Origin of the sequence: Pseudomonas sp. 58(2021) (genome assembly GCF_017491585.1) — a bacterium.
In the GTDB taxonomy this organism is placed as follows: domain Bacteria; phylum Pseudomonadota; class Gammaproteobacteria; order Pseudomonadales; family Pseudomonadaceae; genus Aquipseudomonas; species Aquipseudomonas fluorescens_BT.
On sequence record NZ_JAFGYZ010000003.1, the window covers coordinates 211,670 to 234,053 of the forward strand.

The window sequence follows — 22,384 nt, forward strand, 5'->3', positions numbered from 1 at the left end:
CATGAGAGGGCATTTTTTGTCTACATCGAACGCGTTGATCAGTGCCAAAGCCGCCACCGGCATCGAAGGGCTGGACGATATCCTGGCCGGTGGCTTGTCTCGCAGTCATGTCTTTCTGCTGGAGGGCGAGCCCGGTACCGGTAAAACCACGGTCGCATTGCATTTTCTTCTCGCCGGCGCGCGCGCCGGGGAACGCTCGTTGTACATCACGCTGTCGGAAACCGAGCGGGAGTTGCGCCAGGGCGCGCTGTCCCACGGCTGGGAACTGGACGAGAACATTCACATTTTCGAACTGACTCCGCCGGAAAGCCTGCTCAATGCCGAACATCAGCAGAGCCTGCTGTATTCCTCGGATCTTGAACTGGGCGAAGCCACCCGACAGATTTTTGAAGTGGTCGAGCGCTTCAAACCGACCCGGGTGGTGCTCGACAGCCTCTCCGAGATTCGCCTGCTGGCACAAAGCTCCTTGCGTTATCGTCGACAGATCCTGGCGATCAAGCATTATTTCGTGCGCTATGACGCAACGGTACTGCTGCTGGACGACCTGACCACCGAGTCCCTCGACAAGACCGTCCACAGCGTGGCCCACGGCGTGATCCGCCTCGAAGAACTGACCCCCAACTACGGCGCCGAACGCCGGCGTGTCAGGGTGGTCAAGTATCGAGGCCAGAAATATCGCGGTGGCTTTCACGACTTCACCATCATGGGCGATGGCGTGCATGTGTTCCCGCGCCTGGTCGCAGCGGAGCATCGTAACGATTACCCGCGCCTGCAACTGAGCAGCGGGATCAACCAAATGGACGCGCTGCTGGGGGGCGGAGTCGAGACCGGTTCCAGCACGCTGATCCTCGGCCCTGCAGGTACCGGCAAATCATTGATCTCGATGATTTTCGCCGCAGCGGCAGTCACTCGTGGCGAAAAAGCCGCGCTGTTCATTTTCGATGAAGAACTGGGCCTGCTGTTCGAGCGCATGAAAAACATCGGCATCGACCTCAAGGCCCTGCAAGCCACCGGCAATCTGCTGATCGAACAAGTCGATGCCGCCGAACTGTCTCCCGGCGAGTTCTCTCACCGGGTGCGTCGCTGCGTCGATGACGGTGACATCAAGACGGTGGTGATCGACAGCATCAACGGTTATCAGGCCGCCATGCCGGAAGAGAACGCGCTGGTCCTGCACATGCACGAGCTGTTGCTGTACCTGAATCGCAAGGGCGCCGCGACCTTCATGACCGTGGCCCAGCATGGGCTGGTCGGCGACATGCAGGCGCCGGTGGACATCACGTACCTGGCCGACACGGTGATCCTGTTGCGCTACTTCGAAGCCCTCGGCAAAGTCCGTCGGGCCATTTCGATCATCAAGAAACGCACCGGCAGTCATGAATCGACCATTCGTGAATACCGCATTTCTACCCAGGGCATGACCATCGGCGAACCTCTGGAAGCTTTCCAGGGTGTGCTGCGCGGTGTGCCCTCATACTTCGGCGCGAGCAAGCCGCTGCTCAAGGAAGACAACTTGTGACCGTCACCGTGCCGCTGTCGGAACGGGCGCTGATTCTGGCGCCCCTGGGTCGTGACAGCCAGATTGCGCTGATGATCCTCAACGAGGCCGGGTATGGTGGCCTGATCACCCCGGATCTGGCCAACTTGTGCAGCGAACTGGAACCCGGCGCGGGTTTGCTGTTGATCGCCGCCGAAGCCCTGCGCGGTCCGGAGCTGGAAACCCTGTTGCGGTATCTTGAGCAACAGCCTGCCTGGTCCGACCTGCCGATCGTATTGCTGACCCATCATGGTGGATCCGAACAGGGTCCGTCTTCGCAGCTCAGTGATTTGCTGGGCAACGTGACCTTTCTCGAGCGCCCTTTTCATCCGGCGACGCTGGTCAGCATGATTACTGCCGCCCTGCGCGGGCGACGACGACAGTACGAGGCCCGCGACCGCCTGATTGATCTGAGCGAAAGCGAACGGCGCCTGCAGTCAACCCTCGAAACCCTTGAGCAACAGGTTGAAGAACGCACGGCGCAATTGCGACATAACGAAGAAGCCCTGCGCCAGTCGCAGAAAATGGAAGCGGTCGGCCAGCTTACCGGCGGTATCGCCCACGACTTCAATAACATGCTGACCGGCATCATCGGCAGCCTGGAGTTGTTGCGCCGACGCCTGGCTCGCGGGCGCCTGGAAGATCTCGACAGCCTGATCGATCTGGGCGTGACCTCCGCCAACCGGGCAGCCGGCCTGACCCACCGTCTGCTGGCATTTTCCCGGCGGCAGTCGCTGGATTCCAAAGCCGTGCAGATGAATGATCTGGTGAAGTCGATGGGCGAGCTGCTGCAGCGCAGCCTCAACGAAAGCATCCAGCTGGACATGCGCCTGCACGAACAATTGTGGGTGGCGGAAGCCGACCCCAATCAACTCGAAAGCGCCCTGCTCAATCTGGTGATCAACGCACGCGACGCCATGCCCGACGGCGGTCATCTGGTGGTCGAGACAGGCAATCAGGTGCTGGATCGCGAATTCACCGCGACCTACAACAACCTTTCACCCGGCGACTATGTCGTGTTGAGCGTCACCGACAACGGCTGCGGAATGCCGCAGAGCGTGATCAGCCGCGCATTCGATCCGTTTTTCACCACTAAACCCATCGGTCAGGGCACCGGGTTGGGCCTGTCGATGATTTATGGCTTCAGCAAGCAATCCGGTGGCCATGTCTCGATCGATAGCGAAATCGACAAAGGCACTACGGTCAAACTCTATCTGCCGCGCTTCCAGGGTGAGTCCCTGCCCCACGTTCCAGTGGGCATGGAGCAGGCGCCGGATGCCGTGGAAGGCGAAACGGTGTTGATCGTCGAAGACGACCCGGCCGTGCGCGTGCTGGTCAGCGCGGTATTGAGTGAACTGGGTTACGGATTTGTCGAAGCCAGCGACGCCGACGGCGCGGTGCCCATCCTGGATTCGGCGCAGCGCATTGATCTGCTGATCAGTGATGTCGGCCTGCCGGGCATGAATGGCCGGCAACTGGCGGAAATCGGCCGACAGTACCGTCCAGAGTTGAAAGTCCTGTTCATCACCGGTTACGCCGAGCACGCGGCGGTACGCGGCGGGTTTCTTGATCCGGGCATGCAGATGATCACCAAGCCGTTCACGTTCGATCTGTTGACGGCGAAGGTGCGGGAGATGATCAAGAGCTGAGGCGGTTGACGCCTCAGGCCAGCAACTCCTGAATCTTCTCCTGCAACACGTCCAGGTCGAACGGTTTTTCCAGGATCGGTGCCCGGCGGGTGATCGGGCTGCCGGTCTCGCGGATTTCCTGCGGATAGCCGCTGATGAAGATCACTTTCAGATCAGGGCGCAACTTGACGGCGGGCTCGGCGATCTGCACGCCGGAAATTCCTCCAGGCAGGCGAAAATCAGTAATCAACATGTCCAGATGCGGCTTGCTCGCCAGAATCTCGAACGCCTGCTCGCCGTTTTCGGCCTGCAATACGCGATAGCCCTGCCCCGACAGATAGTCCGTCAGCACCATCAGGATCACCGGTTCGTCCTCGACGACGAGTACTACATCTTGTGCATCTACGCTCATGGGAAGCCTTTGTTCGGTCAATAGCTGCTGATACGACCGTGTGGTCACTCAGAGGTTGCGTTTGTTTTGCCGTTTTCCTGGAGCGGCAGACAAACGCGAAACAGGGCGCCCTCGTTGATCTTGCTTTCGACGACGATGGAGCCGCCATGGGCGGCGACGATCTGCTCGGAAATGAACAGACCCAGCCCGAGTCCGGCCACCACCGTCTTGGCGGAAACCCGTTCGAACTGCTGAAAAATGCGTTTCTGGTTCTCTTCACTGATGCCGATGCCCTGGTCCTGAACTTCGACCCGGGCCTCATAGCCTTCGCGATAGACCCGTACCTGGATCGGGCTTTTACCGCCGTAACGCAATGCATTGGTCAGCAGGTTCGACACGACCTGCTCGATTCGGAACTCGTCCCACTGCCCTTCCACCGGCTCGGTAGCGGTAAAACTGACCTCAGTCTCGGCGGCTTCGATCTGCTGGGCAAAGTTTTGCAGCAGATTGCCCACCAGTTGCGCGAGATCGAAGCGGCTCGGTCGGATCGACAGCTTGCCGGTGCGGATCCGCGAGACGTCGAGCATGTCCTCGATCAGCCGGATCAGGCTTTTGATCTGACGCTCGTCGCGGTCGACCATGGCGTGCATCTTGTCGAGGGTAAACGCGGCGGCATTGTCCCGGGCCAGGTGCATCTTGCGCAGTTGGGTTTCGAGGATAAGGCCGTTGAGCGGTGTGCGCACTTCGTGGGCGACGATCGACATGAAATCGTCGCGCATGCGCACCGCCTGCTCCAGTTCGCCCTGAGTGCTTTGCAGTTGCTGTAACAGTGCTTCCTGCTCGCGACGGCTCTGCTCCAGGGCTTCGACCTGTTGTTTCATCGCCTTGCTCTGGCGGTACAGGTCGACGAAGACGTTGACCTTGCTCTTCACCGCGTGGATATCCAGCGGCTTGTGCAGGAAGTCCACCGCGCCGCTTTCATAACCCTTGAACGCGTAGTTGAGTTCACGGCCGGCGGCGCTGACGAAAATGATCGGGATATTCTTGGTCTTCTCGGTGCCGCGCATCAGCTCGGCCAGCTCGAAGCCGTTCATGCCGGGCATCTGCACGTCGAGAATGGCCATGGCGAATTCGTGTTGCAGCAGCAGCGACAGCGCTTCGTCCGCCGACAGCGCCTTGTAGACGGTGCGGTCTTCGCGTTTGATCAGCGCTTCGAGGGCCAGAAGGTTCTCGGGCAGATCGTCGACGATCAGCAGTTTTGCCTGGATATTACTCAGCATGCGATTCGTTCCAGCTCGACAAGCAGACGGCCGATGCCGTGTATGGGAAGGATGTAGTCCGGTTGATGCGTCTTCAGCGCCGCACGAGGCATGGTGGCGACCTGCGCCTCGTCGGGGTCCTGCACGATGGTCAGCCCGCCCAGGCGTTTGACTTGCGCCAGTCCCCGCGCGCCATCGTGGTTGGCGCCGGTCAGCAACACGGCGGCCAGCGACGGCCCGTAAGCGTCGGCAGCGGACTCGAACAGGAAGTCGATCGAAGGCCGTGAATGATGCAAACGGTCTTCAAGGCTCAGCGACAGACTGAAATCCTGCTCCACCGACAGGTGATAACCCGGCGTCGCGAAGTACACGGTGCCGGGGGTGATGTCCTGTTTATCGATGGCTTCCGCGACCGGCAGCGCCAGCCGTCGGGCGAAGACCTCGGCGAGCTGGCTGCGACGCTCTTCCGGCAAATGCAGGACGATGATGATCGGCAGCCCGAACCCGGCGCGCAGCGAGCCAAGCATGCTCAGCAGGGCCTCGACGCCACCTGCGGAAGCCCCGACCACAATCGCCTCGATCCGAGGCAAGTCCGCTGCACTGTTCATGATTTGCGGTAGATCCGTTCTTGTTTCACCAGCGGTTCGAACTGGTTGGAATAGCCGGAAAAATCCAGGGTTTCCTTGCTGCCCAGCACCAGAAATCCACGATGGCACAACGATTCATGAAATAACCCGAACGCTCGATCCTGAAGTTTTTTATTGAAGTAAATCAACACGTTACGACATGAAATTAACTGAGTTTCGGAGAATACACTATCGGTCGCCAGGCTGTGATCGGCGAAGGTCACGTTCTCGCACAGGCTCTTGTCGAAAATGGCGTAGCCATAGGCAGCAGTGTAGTAGTCGGCGAACGAGCGCTGACCACCGGCCTGCTGATAGTTGGCGGTGTAGGCGCGCACGTTTTCCATCGAAAAGATCCCCTGCTTGGCTTTGTCCAGCGAGCGCGGGTTGATGTCGGTGGCGTAGATGATCGTGCGGTCCAGCAGGCCCTCTTCGCGCAGCAGGATCGCCATCGAGTAGACCTCCTCGCCAGTGCTGCAACCGGCGATCCAGATCTTGATCGACGGATAGGTCTTGAGCAGCGGCACCACTTCCTGGCGGATCGCCAGGAAGTGCGACGGATCGCGGAACATCTCGCTGACCGGAATCGTCAGCAATTGCAGCAACTGCATGAACGCCGTCGGGTCGTGCAGGACTTTCTCCTGCAAGGCCGAGATGGTCGCGCATTCGAACTGGCTCAGCGCATGTTGCACCCGGCGCTTGATCGAAGCGCCGGAGTAATCGCGAAAGTCGTAGCTGTACTTGAGATAAATCGCCTCGATCAGCAACCGCAGTTCGATTTCACTGTTCCGTTCAACGGAATTACTACGTTCCACTAAATGCGTTCCATCTTCGGTAACCACACGCGAATCAGCGAGAACAGGCGATCCAGGTCAATGGGCTTGGCCAGGTAATCATTGGCGCCCGCCTGCAGGCAGCGCTCCTGATCGTCCTTCATGGCCTTGGCCGTCACCGCGATGATCGGCAGCTTGCGCCAGCGCGGATCCTTGCGGATTTCCATGGTGGCTTCAAAACCATCCATTTCCGGCATCATAACGTCCATCAGCACCAGGTCGATGTCCTCGACTTCATTCAGTTTTTCAATCGCTTCACGACCGTTTCGGCCGATCACCACGACTGCACCTTTGGTTTCCAGGGCGCTGGTCAGGGCGAAGATGTTGCGCACATCGTCGTCCACCAGCAGCACTTTGCGTCCCTCGAAGACCTTGTCGCGGCTGCGAGCGGTCTTGAGCATCTTCTGCCGTTCATGGGACAACTGCGATTCGACTTTGTGCAGAAAGAGTGTGACCTCATCCAGCAAACGTTCCGGCGAGCGAGCGCCCTTGATGATGATCGAGCGCGAATACTTGCGCAGCTCCGCCTCTTCATCGCGGGTCAGATTACGTCCGGTGTATACGATCACCGGCGGGAACGAACAGATGTCCTCGGTGGACATGCGTTTGAGCAGGTCGTTGCCGAGCATGTCCGGCAGCTTCAGGTCGATGACCATGCAATCGAAGATCGTCGTGCGCAGCAGCTCCAGCGCGTCTTGCGCCAGGCCGACGGCAGTGATTTCGATGTCGTCGTCGCCGATCAGCCGCGCGATACTTTCCCGTTGCAGATCGTCGTCCTCGACCAACAGCACGCGTTTGACCTTCTGGGTCAGTTTGGCCTCGAGACGGGCGAACACGTCCTTGAGTTCTTCGCGGGTGGTCGGCTTGACCGCGTAACCAATGGCGCCCATGTGCATCGCCGCTTCGACGCGGTCTTCCACGGAGATGACGTGCACCGGGATGTGTCGGGTTTCGGCGTGTTCTTTCAGGCGTTGCAGGACGGTCAGACCCGAATGATCCGGCAGGCGCATGTCCAGCAGGATCGCGTCCGGCACAAACTCTCTCGCAAGGTCATAGCCTTCATCGGCGCCGTGGGCGACCAGGCACTGATAGCCCAGTTCGTGGGCCAGATCGTAGAGGATGTGGGCGAAATTCGGCTCATCTTCCACCACCAGAATGCAACGGGTATTGAACGGCGCCTTGTTGCGGTCATCGTTGAAGCGCGGGATGTCGATGGTCGCCAAAGGCGAAACCGCTGCGACCGGCGCGATGACCGGAGCAGGGACCGGCGGACTTAAAGTCAATGGCACAACCGGCATGTCACCCGGCTCGCGGTATTGCTGCGGCAACACCAGGGTGAAAGCACTGCCCTGCCCCGGTGCGCTGCTGACGCTGATCGAACCGCCCAGCAGTGTCGCCAGATCCCGGGAAATCGACAGGCCCAGGCCAGTGCCGCCGTATTTGCGGTTGGTGGTGCCGTCGGCCTGGCGGAAGGCTTCGAAAATGCTTTCCTGCTGATCCGCCGCGATCCCGATCCCCGAGTCGCGCACGATGAAGGCGATGCGATCGTCCGGCTGGCCGGCGATGGTCAGGCTGACGGTGCCCTGCTCGGTGAATTTCACCGCGTTGGACAGCAGGTTCTTGATCACCTGTTCCAGACGCTGGCGGTCGGTGAACAAGGTGATCGGCGCATCGGGCTGCAACTCCACGGTGAACGTCAGTTTCTTGTCCGCCGCCAGCGGTTCGAACACGCTGCGCAACCCGTCGGCCAGGCGCGCCACGCTGGTGTTCTCCGGCAAGACTTCGAGTTTGCCGGCCTCCACCTTGGAAATGTCGAGAATGTCGTTGATCAGGTTGAGCAGGTCGTTGCCGGCAGAATAGATCGACTCGGCGAACTTGACCTGTTCAGCGGTGAGGTTGTCCTGCGGGTTTTCCGCCAGCAGCTTGGCCAGGATCAGCGAACTGTTCAGCGGCGTGCGCAGTTCGTGAGACATGTTGGCCAGGAACTCGGACTTGTACTTGCTCGAGCGCTGCAATTCTTCGGCGCGTTCTTCGAGTTGTACCTGGGCCTGATTGAGTTCGGTGTTCTTCTGATCCATGGCGTCGCGCTGCTCGGCCAGGGTCAGGGCCTGTTCGGCCAGTTGCTCGTTGGTCTGTTCCAGCTCGACTTGCTGGGTTTCCAGATGCGCCTGGGACTCCTTGAGAATCCGCGACTGTTCTTCCAGCTCTTCATTGGCGGTTTTCAGCTCTTCCTGCTGCACCTGCAACTCTTCATTGAGTTGCTGGGTTTCGGCCAACACTTCCTGCAGACGCTGGCGATAACGCGCCGCTTCGATGGACGTGCCGATGTTGCCGGCGATCAGTTCCAGCAGCGCCACATCACGGTCGGTGAGTGGACGCAGGAAACCCAGTTCGATCACGCCGTTGACCCGTTCGTCATCACTGGTCGGCACCACCAGCACACTGTGCGGCAGACCTTCACCCAGACCGGAACTGACCTTGAAGTAGTCGGACGGTACCGAGTCGAGACGAATCAGCCGAGCCTGCTGGGCAACCTGCCCGACAAGACCTTCATTGCTGGAGATCAATTGATCCTGTTGTTCCTGTTCGCGAGAAAAACCGTAAGTTGCCACGCGTTTGAGGCCGCCATGTTCTTCGCGCACATACAGCGCGGCCACTGCGGTGCCGAGGTACTGGGCACAGAACTGCAGAATGTTACGTCCCAGCAGATTGACCGTCAGTTGCCCCAGCACTTGCTCGGCAAGCTGAGTCTGGCCGTTGCGCAACCAGGCTTGCTGTTCCAGGCGTTTGGCGCTGGCCTCTTGCGCCGCCAGGGTCGCGCCGTAGCTTTGTGACAGGTTGAGCAGATCGCGCCGGCCGACGTAGGCCAGCAGGCCACTGATGCCGGCCACAAACAGCAAGTAAAGGCTGATGCTCCAGATCGTGGTGCGGCGCACGTCCTCGTTACGTGAAGCCCGCAACAACTGTTCGGTTTCAATCACATCTTCGAACTGTTTACGTATTTCGTCGGTCAGGCGCTTGCCCTTCCCCGTTTTGACTGCCGACTTGTAATCACCGCTGGAGCGTTGCAGATCGATCATCGATTGCGCATACGTCGCCCACTCGGTTTGCAGCGCCTGAAGACGACGCAGGCGGTCGGTTTGAGCCGGGTTGTCCGCAGTCAGTTCAAGCAAGGTATTGAGTGCCACGGCGATGCGCGGCTTCGCCGTTTCGTACGGATCGAGAAAATGCTCGTCGCCGCTGAGCAGATAGCCACGCATTCCCGTTTCCAGGTCCACGGTGAGTTTTACTGCTTCGTTGGCGTTATTGATCACCCGGTCGGTGTGCTCCACCCACTGGATCACCGACAACAGATAAGTAATCAGTGAAACAAAGAACACGGCACTGACGACGCCGACGCCCAACGGCAAACTGACGTTGCGGGTCAGGAGTTTGCGAAACCGTTGCTCATCAACCGAAGACGGAGAGGACATGTGGCAGCCTTGTCGAACTGTTGAAAAACAGGGAGTTTGCCCCAAAACGGCGGCATGGATCCATTTTTCTCACAGAGATAGCACCGTTTTCCCACATTTGCCTGCGCCGAATCCCAAGCCAGCGGTTATCCTTGCCCAACCGTTTGCGCCTACTCTTTTTTTGTATTCATTCGGGAACTTGTGGCCATGCGCCACTTACTCATGCAAGAGCCCGGCATTTTTGATCGACCGGCGCTCCTGCCCCCCATTTTTTGAGAGCCGCCATTATGTCCAGCCCTGTGTCCACCATCCTTGTAGTAGAAGACGACGCCATCGTGCGCATGCTGATCGTCGACGTGCTGGAGGAATTGGAATTCAAGGTTCTGGAGGCGGATGGCAGCGAACAGGCGCTGGCAATTCTCGAGGATGTGAATCAGCACATCGACCTGATGATGACCGACGTCGGCCTGCCGAATATGGATGGCCGTCAACTGGCCACCGAAGCCCGCAACATTCGCCCCGCACTGCCGATTCTGTTTGCCAGCGGTTATGCCGAGACTATTGAAGTACCGGCAGACATGCACGTGATTGGCAAGCCGTTTTCCATTGATCAATTGCGCGACAAGGTGAAAGCGGTTCTTGGGCAATCCTGAACGCTGAACCGGGAACTTGCACTCCAGGCACCCTCTTCGGGCAGACTTGCAACCTGCCCTGACCAACTTTGAAACCAACTGCAGCTATCCACCAACTAAAGCGCGCATTTACTCTGACGCCGCCCCGTAGTTGAAGATTTGTTGCATCCCCAACATTTGCACAAACAGCGAGGTCACTACCAATAAACAATTAAAGGATAACTTGTTAATGCAACTTTCACAGGACGGAAATCTGCTGAGCGCCGACAGTCCGGCATTGGATTCTGGTTATATTGTCGAACGCCAAAAACTTGATCTCGCAGAGAAGTCCAATATCGTATTGGCGCTTTCCGATCTGATCGGGGACCGCGCAAGTGCCGAAATCATTGATCTGCACTTCATTACGGTGCCCCGAACATCGAATAGCGCTTTTGATAACGCCCAGGAATTTGCCCGCGTCGCTCTTGCGAAGATGCTGGAGACCGAGGACTTTCTTTTTCTCGCCGAAAAACATGCACTGCCCGGCGACACCATTGTCTGCATCAATGAACAGGCTCGACTCAGCGTCTCGGCGGGTGGCACCTGGATCGACTTGACGGGTGACAATGTCATCAGTGCAGATCTGCAAGATGAAATCCTCATGGTCGGAGAGTGTGCAGTACGCACCGGTGGTTACGTATTTTCCACCGAGGTCTTCGGCCTTGAGCAATGGCTTAACTTCCATCAATACACCCTCCCGACAACCGTCGCCGAAACACGCAGTCTGATTGCCTGGCTCGAATTCCAACTGCCGACCAGTCCGGTAACGGGGGATTATCACGAATTGCTGTTGGCGCCGGTTGAGTCGCCCTTCCATCTTTCAGCGACCGAGCGTCAAACGATCAAACAGATCGCCAAGGACACGACAAAGGGTCGAGTCAGCCTCCTGCAACATATCGCTACCCCGGATTTCAAGGCACTTGCGGTTGCGTCGAGTCGCGAACGTGCCGGCATTCATCTGGACCAGTTGCTGCAGACACCGAATGCCTGGGCGTTGGGAATCCTTCTGCATGACCGGCTCGGCTGGCATCTGGACCAAGGCAACCATGAAGCGGCTTTGCGACAGATCAAATGCATGGTTGCAACAGCGCTGATTCTGGATCTCGGACTCGAGGTCGAGCGACACGCAAAAGTCATTGCCGGTTTTCAGCTGTATCACCCGGACAATGTCTCGAAAACTGCACCGCAGGTGGTTGAAGCGTTGGAATGGCAACTCACTCGCGAACTGCAACTGGATCCGCTCTACGCACCATTGGCCGCACACCTTCTGCTGGCCTGCGCTGCGCCACAGTTGCTTGTGCAGCAGGCTCCCGCCGAACTGACGATCGGTAAACCCGGCTGGGTGATCGTGTCCCAGGCCGTTGCGCTGGTCGAACTCACGGCGCCAGGCGCATCGCGCCTGATGACCTATGACCGGATCAAGGCGTTTTCCGAACTGATTCCTGTCAGTGCTGCCCAACGCACGCTGCATGAGTTGGCGACCATTACGCCCATCATCCAATGGGCAATGCTCAACGGCATATTGCCCGGTACTACCGAAGATGATGACGTAAACGCCTTTACAACCGCCGCCAACCGTTTCAGCCAATATGCGCAAGCGTTGAACGAAGTCGAAACCGGTATTGCGATAGTTCCGCCTGATCGACGGCAACTCGCGCTTCAAGAGCTCAAACGCGTCTTGCCAGATGGCAGTTACTTGGAGCAACCGGCATTCAAGGCCAACTTCGATGTTGCGCTTGACGAGCGCAGTGCGCTGGAATGGCTGGCGCTTATTGTTCCCTCCAGCGAATGGAGTGTGAAAGACACTTCTGCTGTAGGGAGGCTGCGTCTCTCGATTCTAGACCTTTACATGTCGGGTGATCTGGTGGTCAACGGCAAACTGACCGACAAGTTTGACAGCGCCAGATACTTCAACCCGCCACGGAATGCCTTTGCCCGACTCGGTGAACTGAAACCGATCGACGCCTTATTTGAAAAATCATTCGAGCAATACCATCTGACGCTAAAGAAAAGTCAGGCCTCCATTCTCAAAATGGCAGTGTCCAACTTGCCCGAACGTGACAGGACAATGATCGCCAATGGTTTTATTACGTTATATACCGTCAGGGAATCGGTAAATCCGCTCAACCCATTTGAAGAAACTCAGCGACATCGTGAAGCGGCCAAGGGGCGCTACGGCCTGATTATCGGATGCCAGCACGAAAAGGCGTTTCGCTGTTATGAGCTGTTTACCCTCAGAGGGTTGTGTCGTGAACGCCCGGAGCTGGCCGCCCTGTTACGGTCCAGGGGTACACTGTTCGAAGAGCCTTCGCTGGGGTATGACGGCCAGGACACGGACTTCCAGCCCAAGAACCCTGCACAACGATGGCCGATCGACTTTAATGCCTACCTGAAGGGCGACGCGCCGAAACAGGGAGTCTGGTCCGAAGTGGTCGTAGAAAAACTCTGGAACTTCGTCCTTGCCTCAGATGAAGTCCAGCCAGTCCCACTGTTTTTTTCCCGTGCCTTGGACGCCCTGGCCGAAGGCGTTCTGGGCAATCACCCGGTCGCGACGCGCGACGAACTGTACTCATCGCTGTATCAACAGACCGAACTGCAAAGGATTCGCGCTAAAAACGCTCAGATCAATGAAGCTGTGATCAATGTGATCGTGCCGTTCAAAAAATGTATTGAAGACATCCGCTCAGGCGATGCGCCCCGGGTATCCGAAGGCATCGGTGGTTGCATTCTTGACGGCCTGGCGTTGCTGGGGCTGGTGGTCGGCTTTGGCGCCACGATTGTCGGCATCGCGGGCAAGACAACCTCGACAACCGCCAAGGCTCTGAGCATCGCCAAAGCGGCTGCCCACCTCTCGGTATCGTTCCTGAATCCCCTGGATGGCTTACCGACGCTGGCTTTACAAGGCGGGCGCCTGGCCAAACGAGGCGTTCTGCTTTTGAGCAAACACGGGCTCAACGTGGTGGAAACCGCCACGGGCCAACTGCGTAAACTGACGGGGAGCGCGCAGTCCTACGACCTGGTCAGGGCCGCGCAAAAAAACGACTTGTTTCAAGGCACCTGGAAAGCGGCGGATAACGTGGAGGATACGATCAACCTGCTGGCACTCCAGCGCAACAACGACTGGTATGCGCTGAACCTGAGAGTCGGTGGCGCTTGGGGGCCGAAGCTGAGAAACCTGAAGGTGTCGCCTCTGGCGCCGCTTCGCCGGTTCTTCGGCCTTGCCAAACCTTTTGACTATTCTCGGGCAATCGTGAAGAGGGCAATGCCTTTTGCGAAGCGCAAAATCGATAACGCATTGAGTCTGTTGGCGCAGACACCAAACGACGACACGCGCTGGGTGATTAAACATATATTCGGTAGCGATACCGATGATGTCCTGCAACATGTGGCGATGAATCTCAAATCGATGCGTCAGGATCTGGATTCGGTCACCGTCGCCAACATGTCCTTCAGAAAGGGTTCAGATGCCTATGCAGCACTGCGACCGGCAGCGTACAAACGCTGGCAGGCCCGTGTACAGGCGGGTACGCATCGACAGAAGCCAGTCCCGACGTTTCTGGATATCTTCCCCGAAGGACTGGATGACTATTACCGCATGTCGAAATATGACGACAGCCGTGTGGCCGATATCGTGATTCACGAACTGGCGCACGGCGCCCCCGACACCCTGGATCTTTACTACGGAATAGTGAAAGAGAGGGCCACCGGCCCCGCCGAGTTTGACGTGGCCGGTTTGCTCCAGCTAGGAAGTGCCACCGATACGAAGGCGCTGCACCCCAGGAATCTTTCCAACCTGCAGCATAAGAGCGCATACGCACAAGGGCTCGAAGCATTCGATTCCATTTCCAGTACGTTGCCCGAAGTGGTTCGAAAACACCCCGCACTCTTTAATGCCGACTCCTATTCATTGGCAGTTTCCATGCTCGATCAGGCAAGCACTCACCGAGAAGCCTTCCTGATCAATCTCGCGAAGATCAACAAGGGTGTGAAAAACACTTCCGATCTCGGTTTCATCAAGGGTTCATTGCGGGTCAACCTGGCCAAGGCCTCGAACTGAGAAAAAGCGGATCGGCGAGCGCGCGCATTGTGTTTTAATTCGCGCGCATTTTTTTCGTCTCTTCGTCCCAGGAATCGTTTCTCATGAGTCAGCCCGCAACCAAAGTCCTCGTCATTGGTTACGTCTGGCCGGAACCCCGTTCCTCCGCTGCGAGCGGGCATGTGATGCAGATTCTCGAAACGTTCCTGCAGCAAGGCTGGCAAATCACCTTTGCCAGCCCGGCCGGCACCGGTGAACATCGCGCCGACCTCAGCGCGCTGGGCATCCGCGAAGTCCCGATTGAGCTGAACAACAGCAGTTTCGACGTTTTCATCAGCGAATTGGCACCGGATATCGTGCTGTTTGACCAGTTCATGATCGAAGAACAGTTCGGCTGGCGCGTGGAAAAACACTGTCCCGACGCCCTGCGTGTTCTGGAGACTTCAGACCTGCAAAGCCTGCGACATGCCCGACACCAGCGATTGAAAGATCGGTTGAAACTCAGCGATGACACCAACGATTTCCAACAATTGTTCGCCCCCGCGCTCGCCGAAGAATTTGAACTGATGGCCGAGACGGATCTGGCCAGGCGCGAGATCGCCGCGCTGTATCGTTGTGATCTGAACCTGATGATTTCACAAGTGGAAATTGAGTTGCTGGTGCAGCAGTTCAAATTGCCGCCCCAGCTGATGCATTGGTGCCCCTTGATGGTCGAGCCGCCGAGCACGCCAGCGAAACCCTTTGAGGATCGCGCGCACTTCCTCAGCATCGGCAATTTCCGCCACGCTCCGAACTGGGATGCCGTCCTGTGGCTGAAATCGACAGTCTGGCCGCTGATTCGCAAGCAACTTCCGAAAGCGCAATTGCATATCTACGGTGCGTATACGCCGCCGAAGGCGACAGCCCTGCACAATGCGGCCGAGGGTTTCCACATCATGAATTGGGCAGAGGATGCATTGCAGGTCATGTCCGATGCCCGGGTTTGCCTGGCACCGCTGCGTTTCGGCGCAGGCATCAAGGGCAAACTGGTCGATGCAATGCTCTGCGCAACCCCGAGTGTCACCACGCCGGTCGGAGCCGAAGGGATGCAGGCGGATCATCCCTGGCCGGGCGCTGTCACCGGCACGGCCCAAACATTCGCCGAAGCGGCGGTCCGGCTGTATAACGACCGGGACCTCTGGCAAACCGCACAGGCGCAGGGGCAAGCCCTGCTGGTCGACCGATACCTGCAAACGGTTCACGGGCCCGCACTTATCGAGAAAATTAAGTATTGCCGCGAAAATCTGTCGCAACTCAGAAGGAACAACTTCACCGGCAGCATGTTGCGCCACCATTCACACAAGAGCACCCAATATATGGCTCAGTGGATTGAAGCCAAGAACCAGAACAGATAACTTGGCTGGACAACTATACAAACAATACCCAACAACTTGCATCACTCCCTGCATGGCCAACTAACAAGTTAGGCATTATAAACATCCTGCACGTACGGCCTTGACTGTTTTATCGGGCCGTACTTTATAAAAACTTATGCAGGATGCACTGATGAGCACTAATAACTGGATGGGCTCGACACCCGCCATTGATACACTGTCGATATTCGAACTGACATTGCCCGGCACCCACAATGCCGGCAGTGACTGGCGCGCCTCGTATCCGTTCTTCGGCCCTCCGCGCCACTGGCTCGTCTGCCAGCATGACTCCTTTCTTGCCCAGCTCAATCACGGTTCCAGGGCGCTGGATATTCGTCTGACCCATAACGGCGGCGGCAAAGGTCCGGAAAAATTCGTCGCCCACCATAACGGCTTCCAAAACTCTCGAACCCTGGCGAACCTGATCGCCGACGTCAATAAGTTCCTGGACAACAACCCGGATGAGTTCATTATTCTGGACTTTCACAGTCTGGACGGCGCCGACTTCGATTACGACGACTTCAATAAGATCATGATCCATTATCTGGGCCATCGTCTTGTCCCGCGCAACAACTTCTACCTGAGCCTGCGTGAACTCAAGCAAGTCAGTGCGCAACAACGTGTGTTCGCGGCTGCCACGTCACATTGGCAACTGGACTACAAAATATTCCACACTTTCATCAATCACCGATGGTCGGGAAACAACATTACCAGTCCCGATGATTTGAGGCAGTACATTGGCAGCGTCCTGCAAAACTCGACAGACAACAGACGTCTCTGGTCGCTGTCCGCCACCAGTTACACCGCGTTTGGTGGCCCGGTCGACATTCATGACGAATTGAACGAGTGGTTCGATCTGGATAAAAGCGACTGGGCACTGAAGTGCAACATCATCAACGTCGACTTCATGGAAGAGTCGGACCTGGTGGAGTTCTGCCGAATTGCCAGCTTGATGAAGGCCCGACAGCGCGCGCTTTGAGCGGCACTGAAAACTGGCGTAACCCACGCGCAAAGAGGCATGATCGCCGGGCGATAACAGGAAAAGCGCCTTGCCATGACCCGAACCGCCCGCGTGACCGACCCCTCCTACGAGCTGATGGATGACCACAACGGGTTGTCCATCATCTATCGCCAGCACGGTTTCCCCTGCCCGCTGGTGCGCTGGCATTTTCACAAGGAGTACGAGCTGCACCTGATCGTCGCCAGTTCCGGCAAAGTGTTCATCGGCGACTACATCGGCAATTTCTACCCGCAGACGCTGTTCCTGACCGGCCCCAATCTGCCGCACAACTGGATCAGCCAGGTGGCCGAAGACGAAGTCGTCGAGAAACGCGACATGCTGGTCAACTTCACCGATGAGTTGTTCGAAAGCGGTCATCAGGTGTTCGCTGAACTCAAGACCCTGGCACCACTGCTTGAGCGTGCGCAGTACGGCATCGAGTTCCGCTCACCGCAGACGATTAGCCAAGCCATGACCCTGATGCAACGCATCGCCGATTCCAACGGCATCACCCGTCTCGGGCACTTTTTCATCCTGATGGAGTTGCTCGCTGCCTGCGACGACTACCAACTGCTGTCCGGCGCAACCACCCCGCAACTGGCCGATGAGCACAACATCGACCGCACCAACCGCGCAGTCGATTACATCTTCGCCCACTACGCTCGCGAACTGCCGCTGGAGGAAGTCGCCGAGCACCTGGGCATGAAACCCACCTATTTCAGCCGCGTGTTCAAGCAGGCCACCGGGCGCAATTTCATCGAATTCGTCAATCGCCTGCGCATCAGTAAATCCTGTGAACTGCTGGCGGATGGCGACAAACCGGTGACCGAGGTGTGTTTCGAGTCGGGCTTCAACAATATTTCCAATTTCAACCGGCGCTTTCAGCAGCTCAAAGGCATGACGCCTTCGCATTATCGGCGGCTGGTGGTGCAACGCCTGACCGAGCAAAACCACGGCTGATCGCCGAAAACCTGTACGGATTCATGGCTGTCGCCCTTCTGAAACGCCCTTACCTCCGCTTATCGCGCCAATCCAGAGTGCAAAAAAGTATCGATTCAAGTGCTAGGGATGATTTGTCAGCCCTGCGTTAGAAGGCTGTAATCAGTGCACATTCTTCCCCCGCCGGAAGAACACAAAAACAATAACTGTCCTTCTGCTCCCGCCGGGTGCAGAAAAGGAGTGCACGATGCAACCCACTGCAAAAGCTCTGCTTGCCCTCACCTGCATGACCCTCAGCAGCGTCAGCCTTGGCGCCCAGACCCTGACCATCGCCACCGTCAACAACAGCGACATGATCCGCATGCAAAAGCTCTCGAAAACCTTCGAGACCGAGCATCCGGACATCAAGCTGAACTGGGTGGTACTGGAAGAAAACGTCCTGCGTCAACGGCTGACCACCGACATCGCCACCCAGGGTGGCCAGTTCGACGTGCTGACCATCGGCATGTACGAAGCCGCACTCTGGGGCGCCAAGGGCTGGCTGGAGCCAATGAAGGATCTGCCGGCCAGTTATGCCCTCGACGATGTGTTCCCGTCGGTGCGTGAAGGGCTGTCGGTCAAGGGTTCGCTGTACGCGCTGCCGTTCTACGCCGAAAGCTCCATCACCTATTTCCGCACCGACCTGTTCAAGGATGCAGGCCTGACCATGCCGGAGCGTCCGACCTGGGAACAGATCGCCGGCTTCGCCGAAAAACTCACCCACAAGGACAAGGAACAGTACGGCATCTGCCTGCGCGGCAAGGCCGGTTGGGGCGAGAACATGGCGCTGATCACCACCGTGGCCAACGCCTACGGCGCGCGCTGGTTCGATGAGCAGTGGAAACCGGAATTCAATGGCCCGGAATGGAAGAACGCGCTGAATTTCTACGTCGACACCATGAAGAAATCCGGCCCGCCGGGAGCCTCCAGCAACGGCTTCAACGAAAACCTGGCGCTGTTCAACAGCGGCAAATGCGCAATCTGGGTCGATGCCAGCGTCGCCGGCTCGTTCGTCACCGACAAGACCCAGAGCAAGGTCGCCGATCATGTCGGCTTCACCTTTGCGCCGCATCAGGTCACCGACAAAGGCTCGGCGTGGCTGTATTCGTGGGCGCTGGCGATTCCGACCAGCTCCAAGGCCAAAGATGCTGCCAAAGCATTCAGCGCCTGGGCCACGTCCAAGGAATACGGCGAACTGGTTGCCAAGACCGACGGCATCGCCAACGTACCGCCGGGCACTCGCGCCTCGACCTACAGCGACGCCTATATGAGCGCCGCACCGTTTGCCAAGGTCACGCTGGAATCGCTGAAAGCCGCTGACCCGAGCAAACCGACCCTCAAACCGGTGCCTTACATCGGCATTCAACTGGTGACCATTCCTGAATTCCAGGGTGTCGGTACCCAGGTCGGCAAGCTGTTCTCCGCCGCATTGATCGGCCAGACCACCGTCGATCAGGCGCTGACCGCCGCGCAACAAACCACCGAACGCGAGATGAAGCGCGCGGGTTATCCGAAGTAATCCTGCGCATTTCCATGTGGGAGCGAGCCTGCTCGCGATAGCGGTAATCCGGTCTCAATAAATGTGGCGGATGGACCACCCTCATCGCGAGCAGGCTCGCTCCCACAGTGGATCGAGTCTGCCTTTTAAAACGGTTGTGATCACCATGAATACTTCAACTGCCAAAGCCCACATCGACCTGTCGCAGCCCCGGCGCAAAAACCGCGTGGCCAATCCCGGCTGGTTTCTGGTCAGCCCTTCGGTGGCCCTGTTGCTGCTGTGGATGATCGTGCCGCTGGGCATGACCGTCTATTTCTCGATGATCCGCTACAACCTGCTCGACCCGGGCATCAACGAATTTGTCGGGCTGGATAACTTCACCTACTTTCTCACCGATTCCGGGTTCCTGCCCGGAGCCACCAACACCTTGCTGCTGGTGGGCAGCGTGCTGCTGATCAGCGTGGTGTTCGGTGTGTTGATCAGCGCATTGCTGGAGGCCAGCGAATTCTTCGGCCGCGGCATCGTGCGGGTGATGCTGATTTCGCCGTTCTTCATCATGCCCACGGTCGGTGCGCTGATCTGGAAAAACCTGATCTTCCATCCGGTGTCCGGGATCCTGGCCTACATCTGGAAACTGTTCGGCGCGCAGCCGGTGGACTGGCTGGCCCACTACCCGCTGCTGTCGATCATCATCATTGTCTCGTGGCAATGGCTGCCCTTCGCGATCCTGATCCTGATGACCGCCATGCAGTCCCTCGACCAGGAACAGAAAGAAGCCGCCCGCCTCGACGGTGCCGGCCCGATCGCGATCTTCTGGCACCTGACCCTGCCGCATCTGGCGCGGCCGATTGCCGTAGTCGTGATGATTGAAACCATCTTCCTGCTGTCGGTGTTCGCCGAAATCTTCACCACCACCAACGGCGGTCCCGGCTACGCCTCGACCAACCTCGCCTACCTGATCTACAACCAGGCGCTGGTGCAGTTCGACGTCGGCATGGCCTCGGCCGGCGGCCTGATCGCCGTGGTCATCGCCAACATCGCCGCGATCATTCTGGTGCGGATGATCGGCAAAAACCTGACTGACAAAGCCTGAGGCCTGCCATGACTCTTCAACAATCCCGCCGGCTGCAAAGCCTGCTGCTCGGCACGCTGGCCTGGGCCATCGCGATCATCATTTTCTTCCCGATCTTCTGGATGGTGCTGACCAGTTTCAAGACCGAAATCGACGCCTTCGCCACGCCGCCGCAGTTCATCTTCACGCCGACACTGGAGAACTACCTGCACATCAATGAGCGCAGCGACTACTTCAGTTTCGCCTGGAACTCGGTGGTGATTTCCTTCAGCGCCACGGCTCTGTGCCTGCTGATTGCGGTGCCGGCGGCCTACTCGATGGCGTTCTACGAAACCCAGCGCACCAAAGGCACGCTGCTGTGGATGCTCTCCACCAAAATGCTGCCCCCGGTGGGCGTGCTGATGCCGATCTACCTGCTGGCCAAGAGTTTCGGCCTGCTCGACACGCGCATCGCGCTGATCGTGATCTACACGCTGATCAACCTGCCGATCGTGGTCTGGATGGTTTACACCTACTTCAAGGACATCCCCAAAGACATCCTCGAAGCCGCCCGCCTCGACGGCGCCACCCTCGCCCAGGAAATGCTCCGCGTGCTGCTGCCGATCGCCAAGGGCGGCCTGGCGTCGACCGTGCTGCTGTCGCTGATCCTGTGCTGGAACGAGGCGTTCTGGTCGCTGAACCTGACCTCGTCCAAAGCCGCGCCGCTGACCGCGTTGATCGCCTCCTACTCGAGCCCCGAAGGCTTGTTCTGGGCCAAGTTGTCGGCCGTCTCGACGCTTGCTTGCGCGCCGATTCTGATCTTCGGCTGGATCAGCCAGAAACAACTGGTGCGCGGTCTGTCGTTCGGCGCCGTCAAATAAGAATTCGCAAAAGGAGCGCCACCATGGCCAACCTGAAAATCAAGAATCTGCAAAAAGGCTTCGAAGGTTTTTCCATCATCAAGGGCATCGACCTTGAGGTGAGCGACAAGGAATTTGTGGTATTCGTCGGTCCGTCGGGCTGCGGCAAATCGACCCTGCTGCGACTGATCGCCGGCCTTGAAGAAGTCAGCGGCGGCACTATCGAGCTGGACGGGCGTGACATCACCGAAGTCAGCCCGGCCAAGCGCGATCTGGCGATGGTGTTCCAGACCTACGCGCTGTACCCGCACATGACCGTGAAGAAAAACATGTCGTTCGCCCTCGACCTGGCCGGCGTACCGAAAGCCGAAGTCGAGAAGAAAGTCGGCGAAGCGGCGCGCATTCTCGAACTGGGCCCGATGCTGGAACGCAAGCCGAAGCAACTGTCCGGCGGCCAGCGTCAGCGCGTGGCCATCGGCCGGGCGATCGTGCGCAACCCGAAAATCTTCCTGTTCGACGAGCCGCTGTCCAACCTCGACGCCGCCCTGCGGGTGCAAATGCGCCTGGAACTGCTGCGCCTGCACAAGGACCTCAAAGCAACCATGATCTACGTGACCCACGATCAGGTCGAAGCCATGACCATGGCCGACAAGGTCGTGGTGCTCAATGGCGGCAAGATCGAACAGGTCGGCTCGCCGCTGGAGCTGTATCACCACCCCGCCAACCTGTTCGTCGCCGGGTTCCTCGGCACGCCGAAAATGGGCTTCCTCAAGGGCAAGATCGCCCGGCTCGATGGTGCAAGCTGCGAAGTCTCGCTGGACGCCGGCACGCGCATCATCCTGCCGTTCAACGCGTCGAATCTGAGCGTCGGCAGCGCCGTGACCCTGGGCATTCGTCCGGAACATCTGGAACTGGCGCAACCGGGCGACTGCACCCTGCAAGTCACCGCCGACGTCAGCGAGCGGCTGGGCAGCGACACCTTCTGCCACGTCAAGACCAACGCCGGCGAAGCCCTGACCATGCGCGTACGCGGTGACCTGGCGAGCCGTTACGGCGAACAACTGAACCTGCACCTGGATGCCGCCCATTGCCATCTGTTCGATGCCGACGGCGTGGCGCTGACCCGCCCGTTGCGCGCAGCCGCCTGATTTCGAG

The 22,384-nt window shown here is 58.3% G+C and carries 16 protein-coding genes; 11 read left to right on the forward strand and 5 right to left on the reverse strand.

Annotation, left to right across the window (positions count from 1 at the left end; translation table 11 throughout):
* The first annotated feature begins 16 nt into the window (after positions 1-16).
* Complete coding sequence (locus tag J5M72_RS04645; RefSeq protein WP_207864334.1) at positions 17-1,519, forward strand: ATPase domain-containing protein; 1,503 nt, start codon at positions 17-19, stop codon at positions 1,517-1,519.
* Positions 1,516-3,186, forward strand: coding sequence for an ATP-binding protein (locus J5M72_RS04650; protein ID WP_169430352.1), 1,671 nt, complete (start codon positions 1,516-1,518; stop codon positions 3,184-3,186). The genes J5M72_RS04645 and J5M72_RS04650 overlap by 4 nt, the downstream gene beginning before the upstream one ends.
* 13 nt (positions 3,187-3,199) lie before the next feature.
* On the opposite strand, the gene J5M72_RS04655 is transcribed toward J5M72_RS04650, so the two are convergent.
* Genes J5M72_RS04655 through J5M72_RS04675 form a run of 5 tightly spaced genes read right to left on the reverse strand, consistent with a single transcriptional unit; the run spans position 3,200 to position 9,744 of the window.
* Entirely contained in the window at positions 3,200-3,577 is a 378-nt protein-coding gene (locus J5M72_RS04655; protein ID WP_007954537.1) for a response regulator, read from the reverse strand.
* 44 nt (positions 3,578-3,621) lie between these two features.
* Positions 3,622-4,836 (reverse strand): hybrid sensor histidine kinase/response regulator, encoded by a 1,215-nt coding sequence (locus J5M72_RS04660; protein WP_169430351.1) that lies wholly within the window; start codon positions 4,834-4,836, stop codon positions 3,622-3,624.
* Entirely contained in the window at positions 4,830-5,423 is a 594-nt protein-coding gene (locus J5M72_RS04665; protein ID WP_169430350.1) for a chemotaxis protein CheB, read from the reverse strand. Before J5M72_RS04665 ends, J5M72_RS04660 begins: the two co-directional genes overlap by 7 nt.
* The gene (locus tag J5M72_RS04670; RefSeq protein ID WP_039768267.1) at positions 5,420-6,253 is read right to left on the reverse strand and encodes a protein-glutamate O-methyltransferase CheR; all 834 of its coding nucleotides are present in this window, start codon (positions 6,251-6,253) and stop codon (positions 5,420-5,422) included. Before J5M72_RS04670 ends, J5M72_RS04665 begins: the two co-directional genes overlap by 4 nt.
* Positions 6,253-9,744, reverse strand: a complete 3,492-nt coding sequence (locus J5M72_RS04675) for a response regulator (protein WP_207864336.1) — start codon at positions 9,742-9,744, stop codon at positions 6,253-6,255. Before J5M72_RS04675 ends, J5M72_RS04670 begins: the two co-directional genes overlap by 1 nt.
* Positions 9,745-10,010: 266 nt before the next feature.
* Here J5M72_RS04675 and J5M72_RS04680 point away from each other — a divergent pair, with 266 nt between their 5' ends.
* From J5M72_RS04680 to ugpC, 9 genes are all read left to right on the forward strand, one after another.
* Complete coding sequence (locus tag J5M72_RS04680; RefSeq protein ID WP_207864338.1) at positions 10,011-10,376, forward strand: response regulator; 366 nt, start codon at positions 10,011-10,013, stop codon at positions 10,374-10,376.
* 208 nt (positions 10,377-10,584) lie between these two features.
* Positions 10,585-14,451, forward strand: a complete 3,867-nt coding sequence (locus tag J5M72_RS04685; protein ID WP_207864340.1) for a hypothetical protein — start codon at positions 10,585-10,587, stop codon at positions 14,449-14,451.
* A gap of 83 nt (positions 14,452-14,534) precedes the next feature.
* Positions 14,535-15,824: a glycosyltransferase family 4 protein gene (locus J5M72_RS04690; RefSeq protein WP_169430346.1), complete on the forward strand. Its 1,290-nt coding sequence runs from the start codon at positions 14,535-14,537 to the stop codon at positions 15,822-15,824.
* Positions 15,825-15,975: 151 nt separating this feature from the next.
* Entirely contained in the window at positions 15,976-16,821 is an 846-nt protein-coding gene (locus J5M72_RS04695) for a phospholipase (protein WP_169430345.1), read from the forward strand.
* 75 nt (positions 16,822-16,896) lie between these two features.
* The gene (locus tag J5M72_RS04700) at positions 16,897-17,802 is read left to right on the forward strand and encodes an AraC family transcriptional regulator (protein ID WP_169430344.1); all 906 of its coding nucleotides are present in this window, start codon (positions 16,897-16,899) and stop codon (positions 17,800-17,802) included.
* 226 nt (positions 17,803-18,028) lie between these two features.
* The gene (locus J5M72_RS04705) at positions 18,029-19,339 is read left to right on the forward strand and encodes a sugar ABC transporter substrate-binding protein (protein ID WP_207864342.1); all 1,311 of its coding nucleotides are present in this window, start codon (positions 18,029-18,031) and stop codon (positions 19,337-19,339) included.
* A 145-nt stretch (positions 19,340-19,484) separates the two neighbouring features.
* Positions 19,485-20,411: a sugar ABC transporter permease gene (locus J5M72_RS04710; RefSeq protein ID WP_207864344.1), complete on the forward strand. Its 927-nt coding sequence runs from the start codon at positions 19,485-19,487 to the stop codon at positions 20,409-20,411.
* An 8-nt stretch (positions 20,412-20,419) separates the two neighbouring features.
* Positions 20,420-21,250, forward strand: a complete 831-nt coding sequence (locus tag J5M72_RS04715; RefSeq protein WP_007957423.1) for a carbohydrate ABC transporter permease — start codon at positions 20,420-20,422, stop codon at positions 21,248-21,250.
* A 23-nt stretch (positions 21,251-21,273) separates the two neighbouring features.
* Complete coding sequence (gene ugpC / locus J5M72_RS04720; protein WP_207864346.1) at positions 21,274-22,377, forward strand: sn-glycerol-3-phosphate ABC transporter ATP-binding protein UgpC; 1,104 nt, start codon at positions 21,274-21,276, stop codon at positions 22,375-22,377.
* The last annotated feature ends 7 nt before the right edge of the window (positions 22,378-22,384 follow it).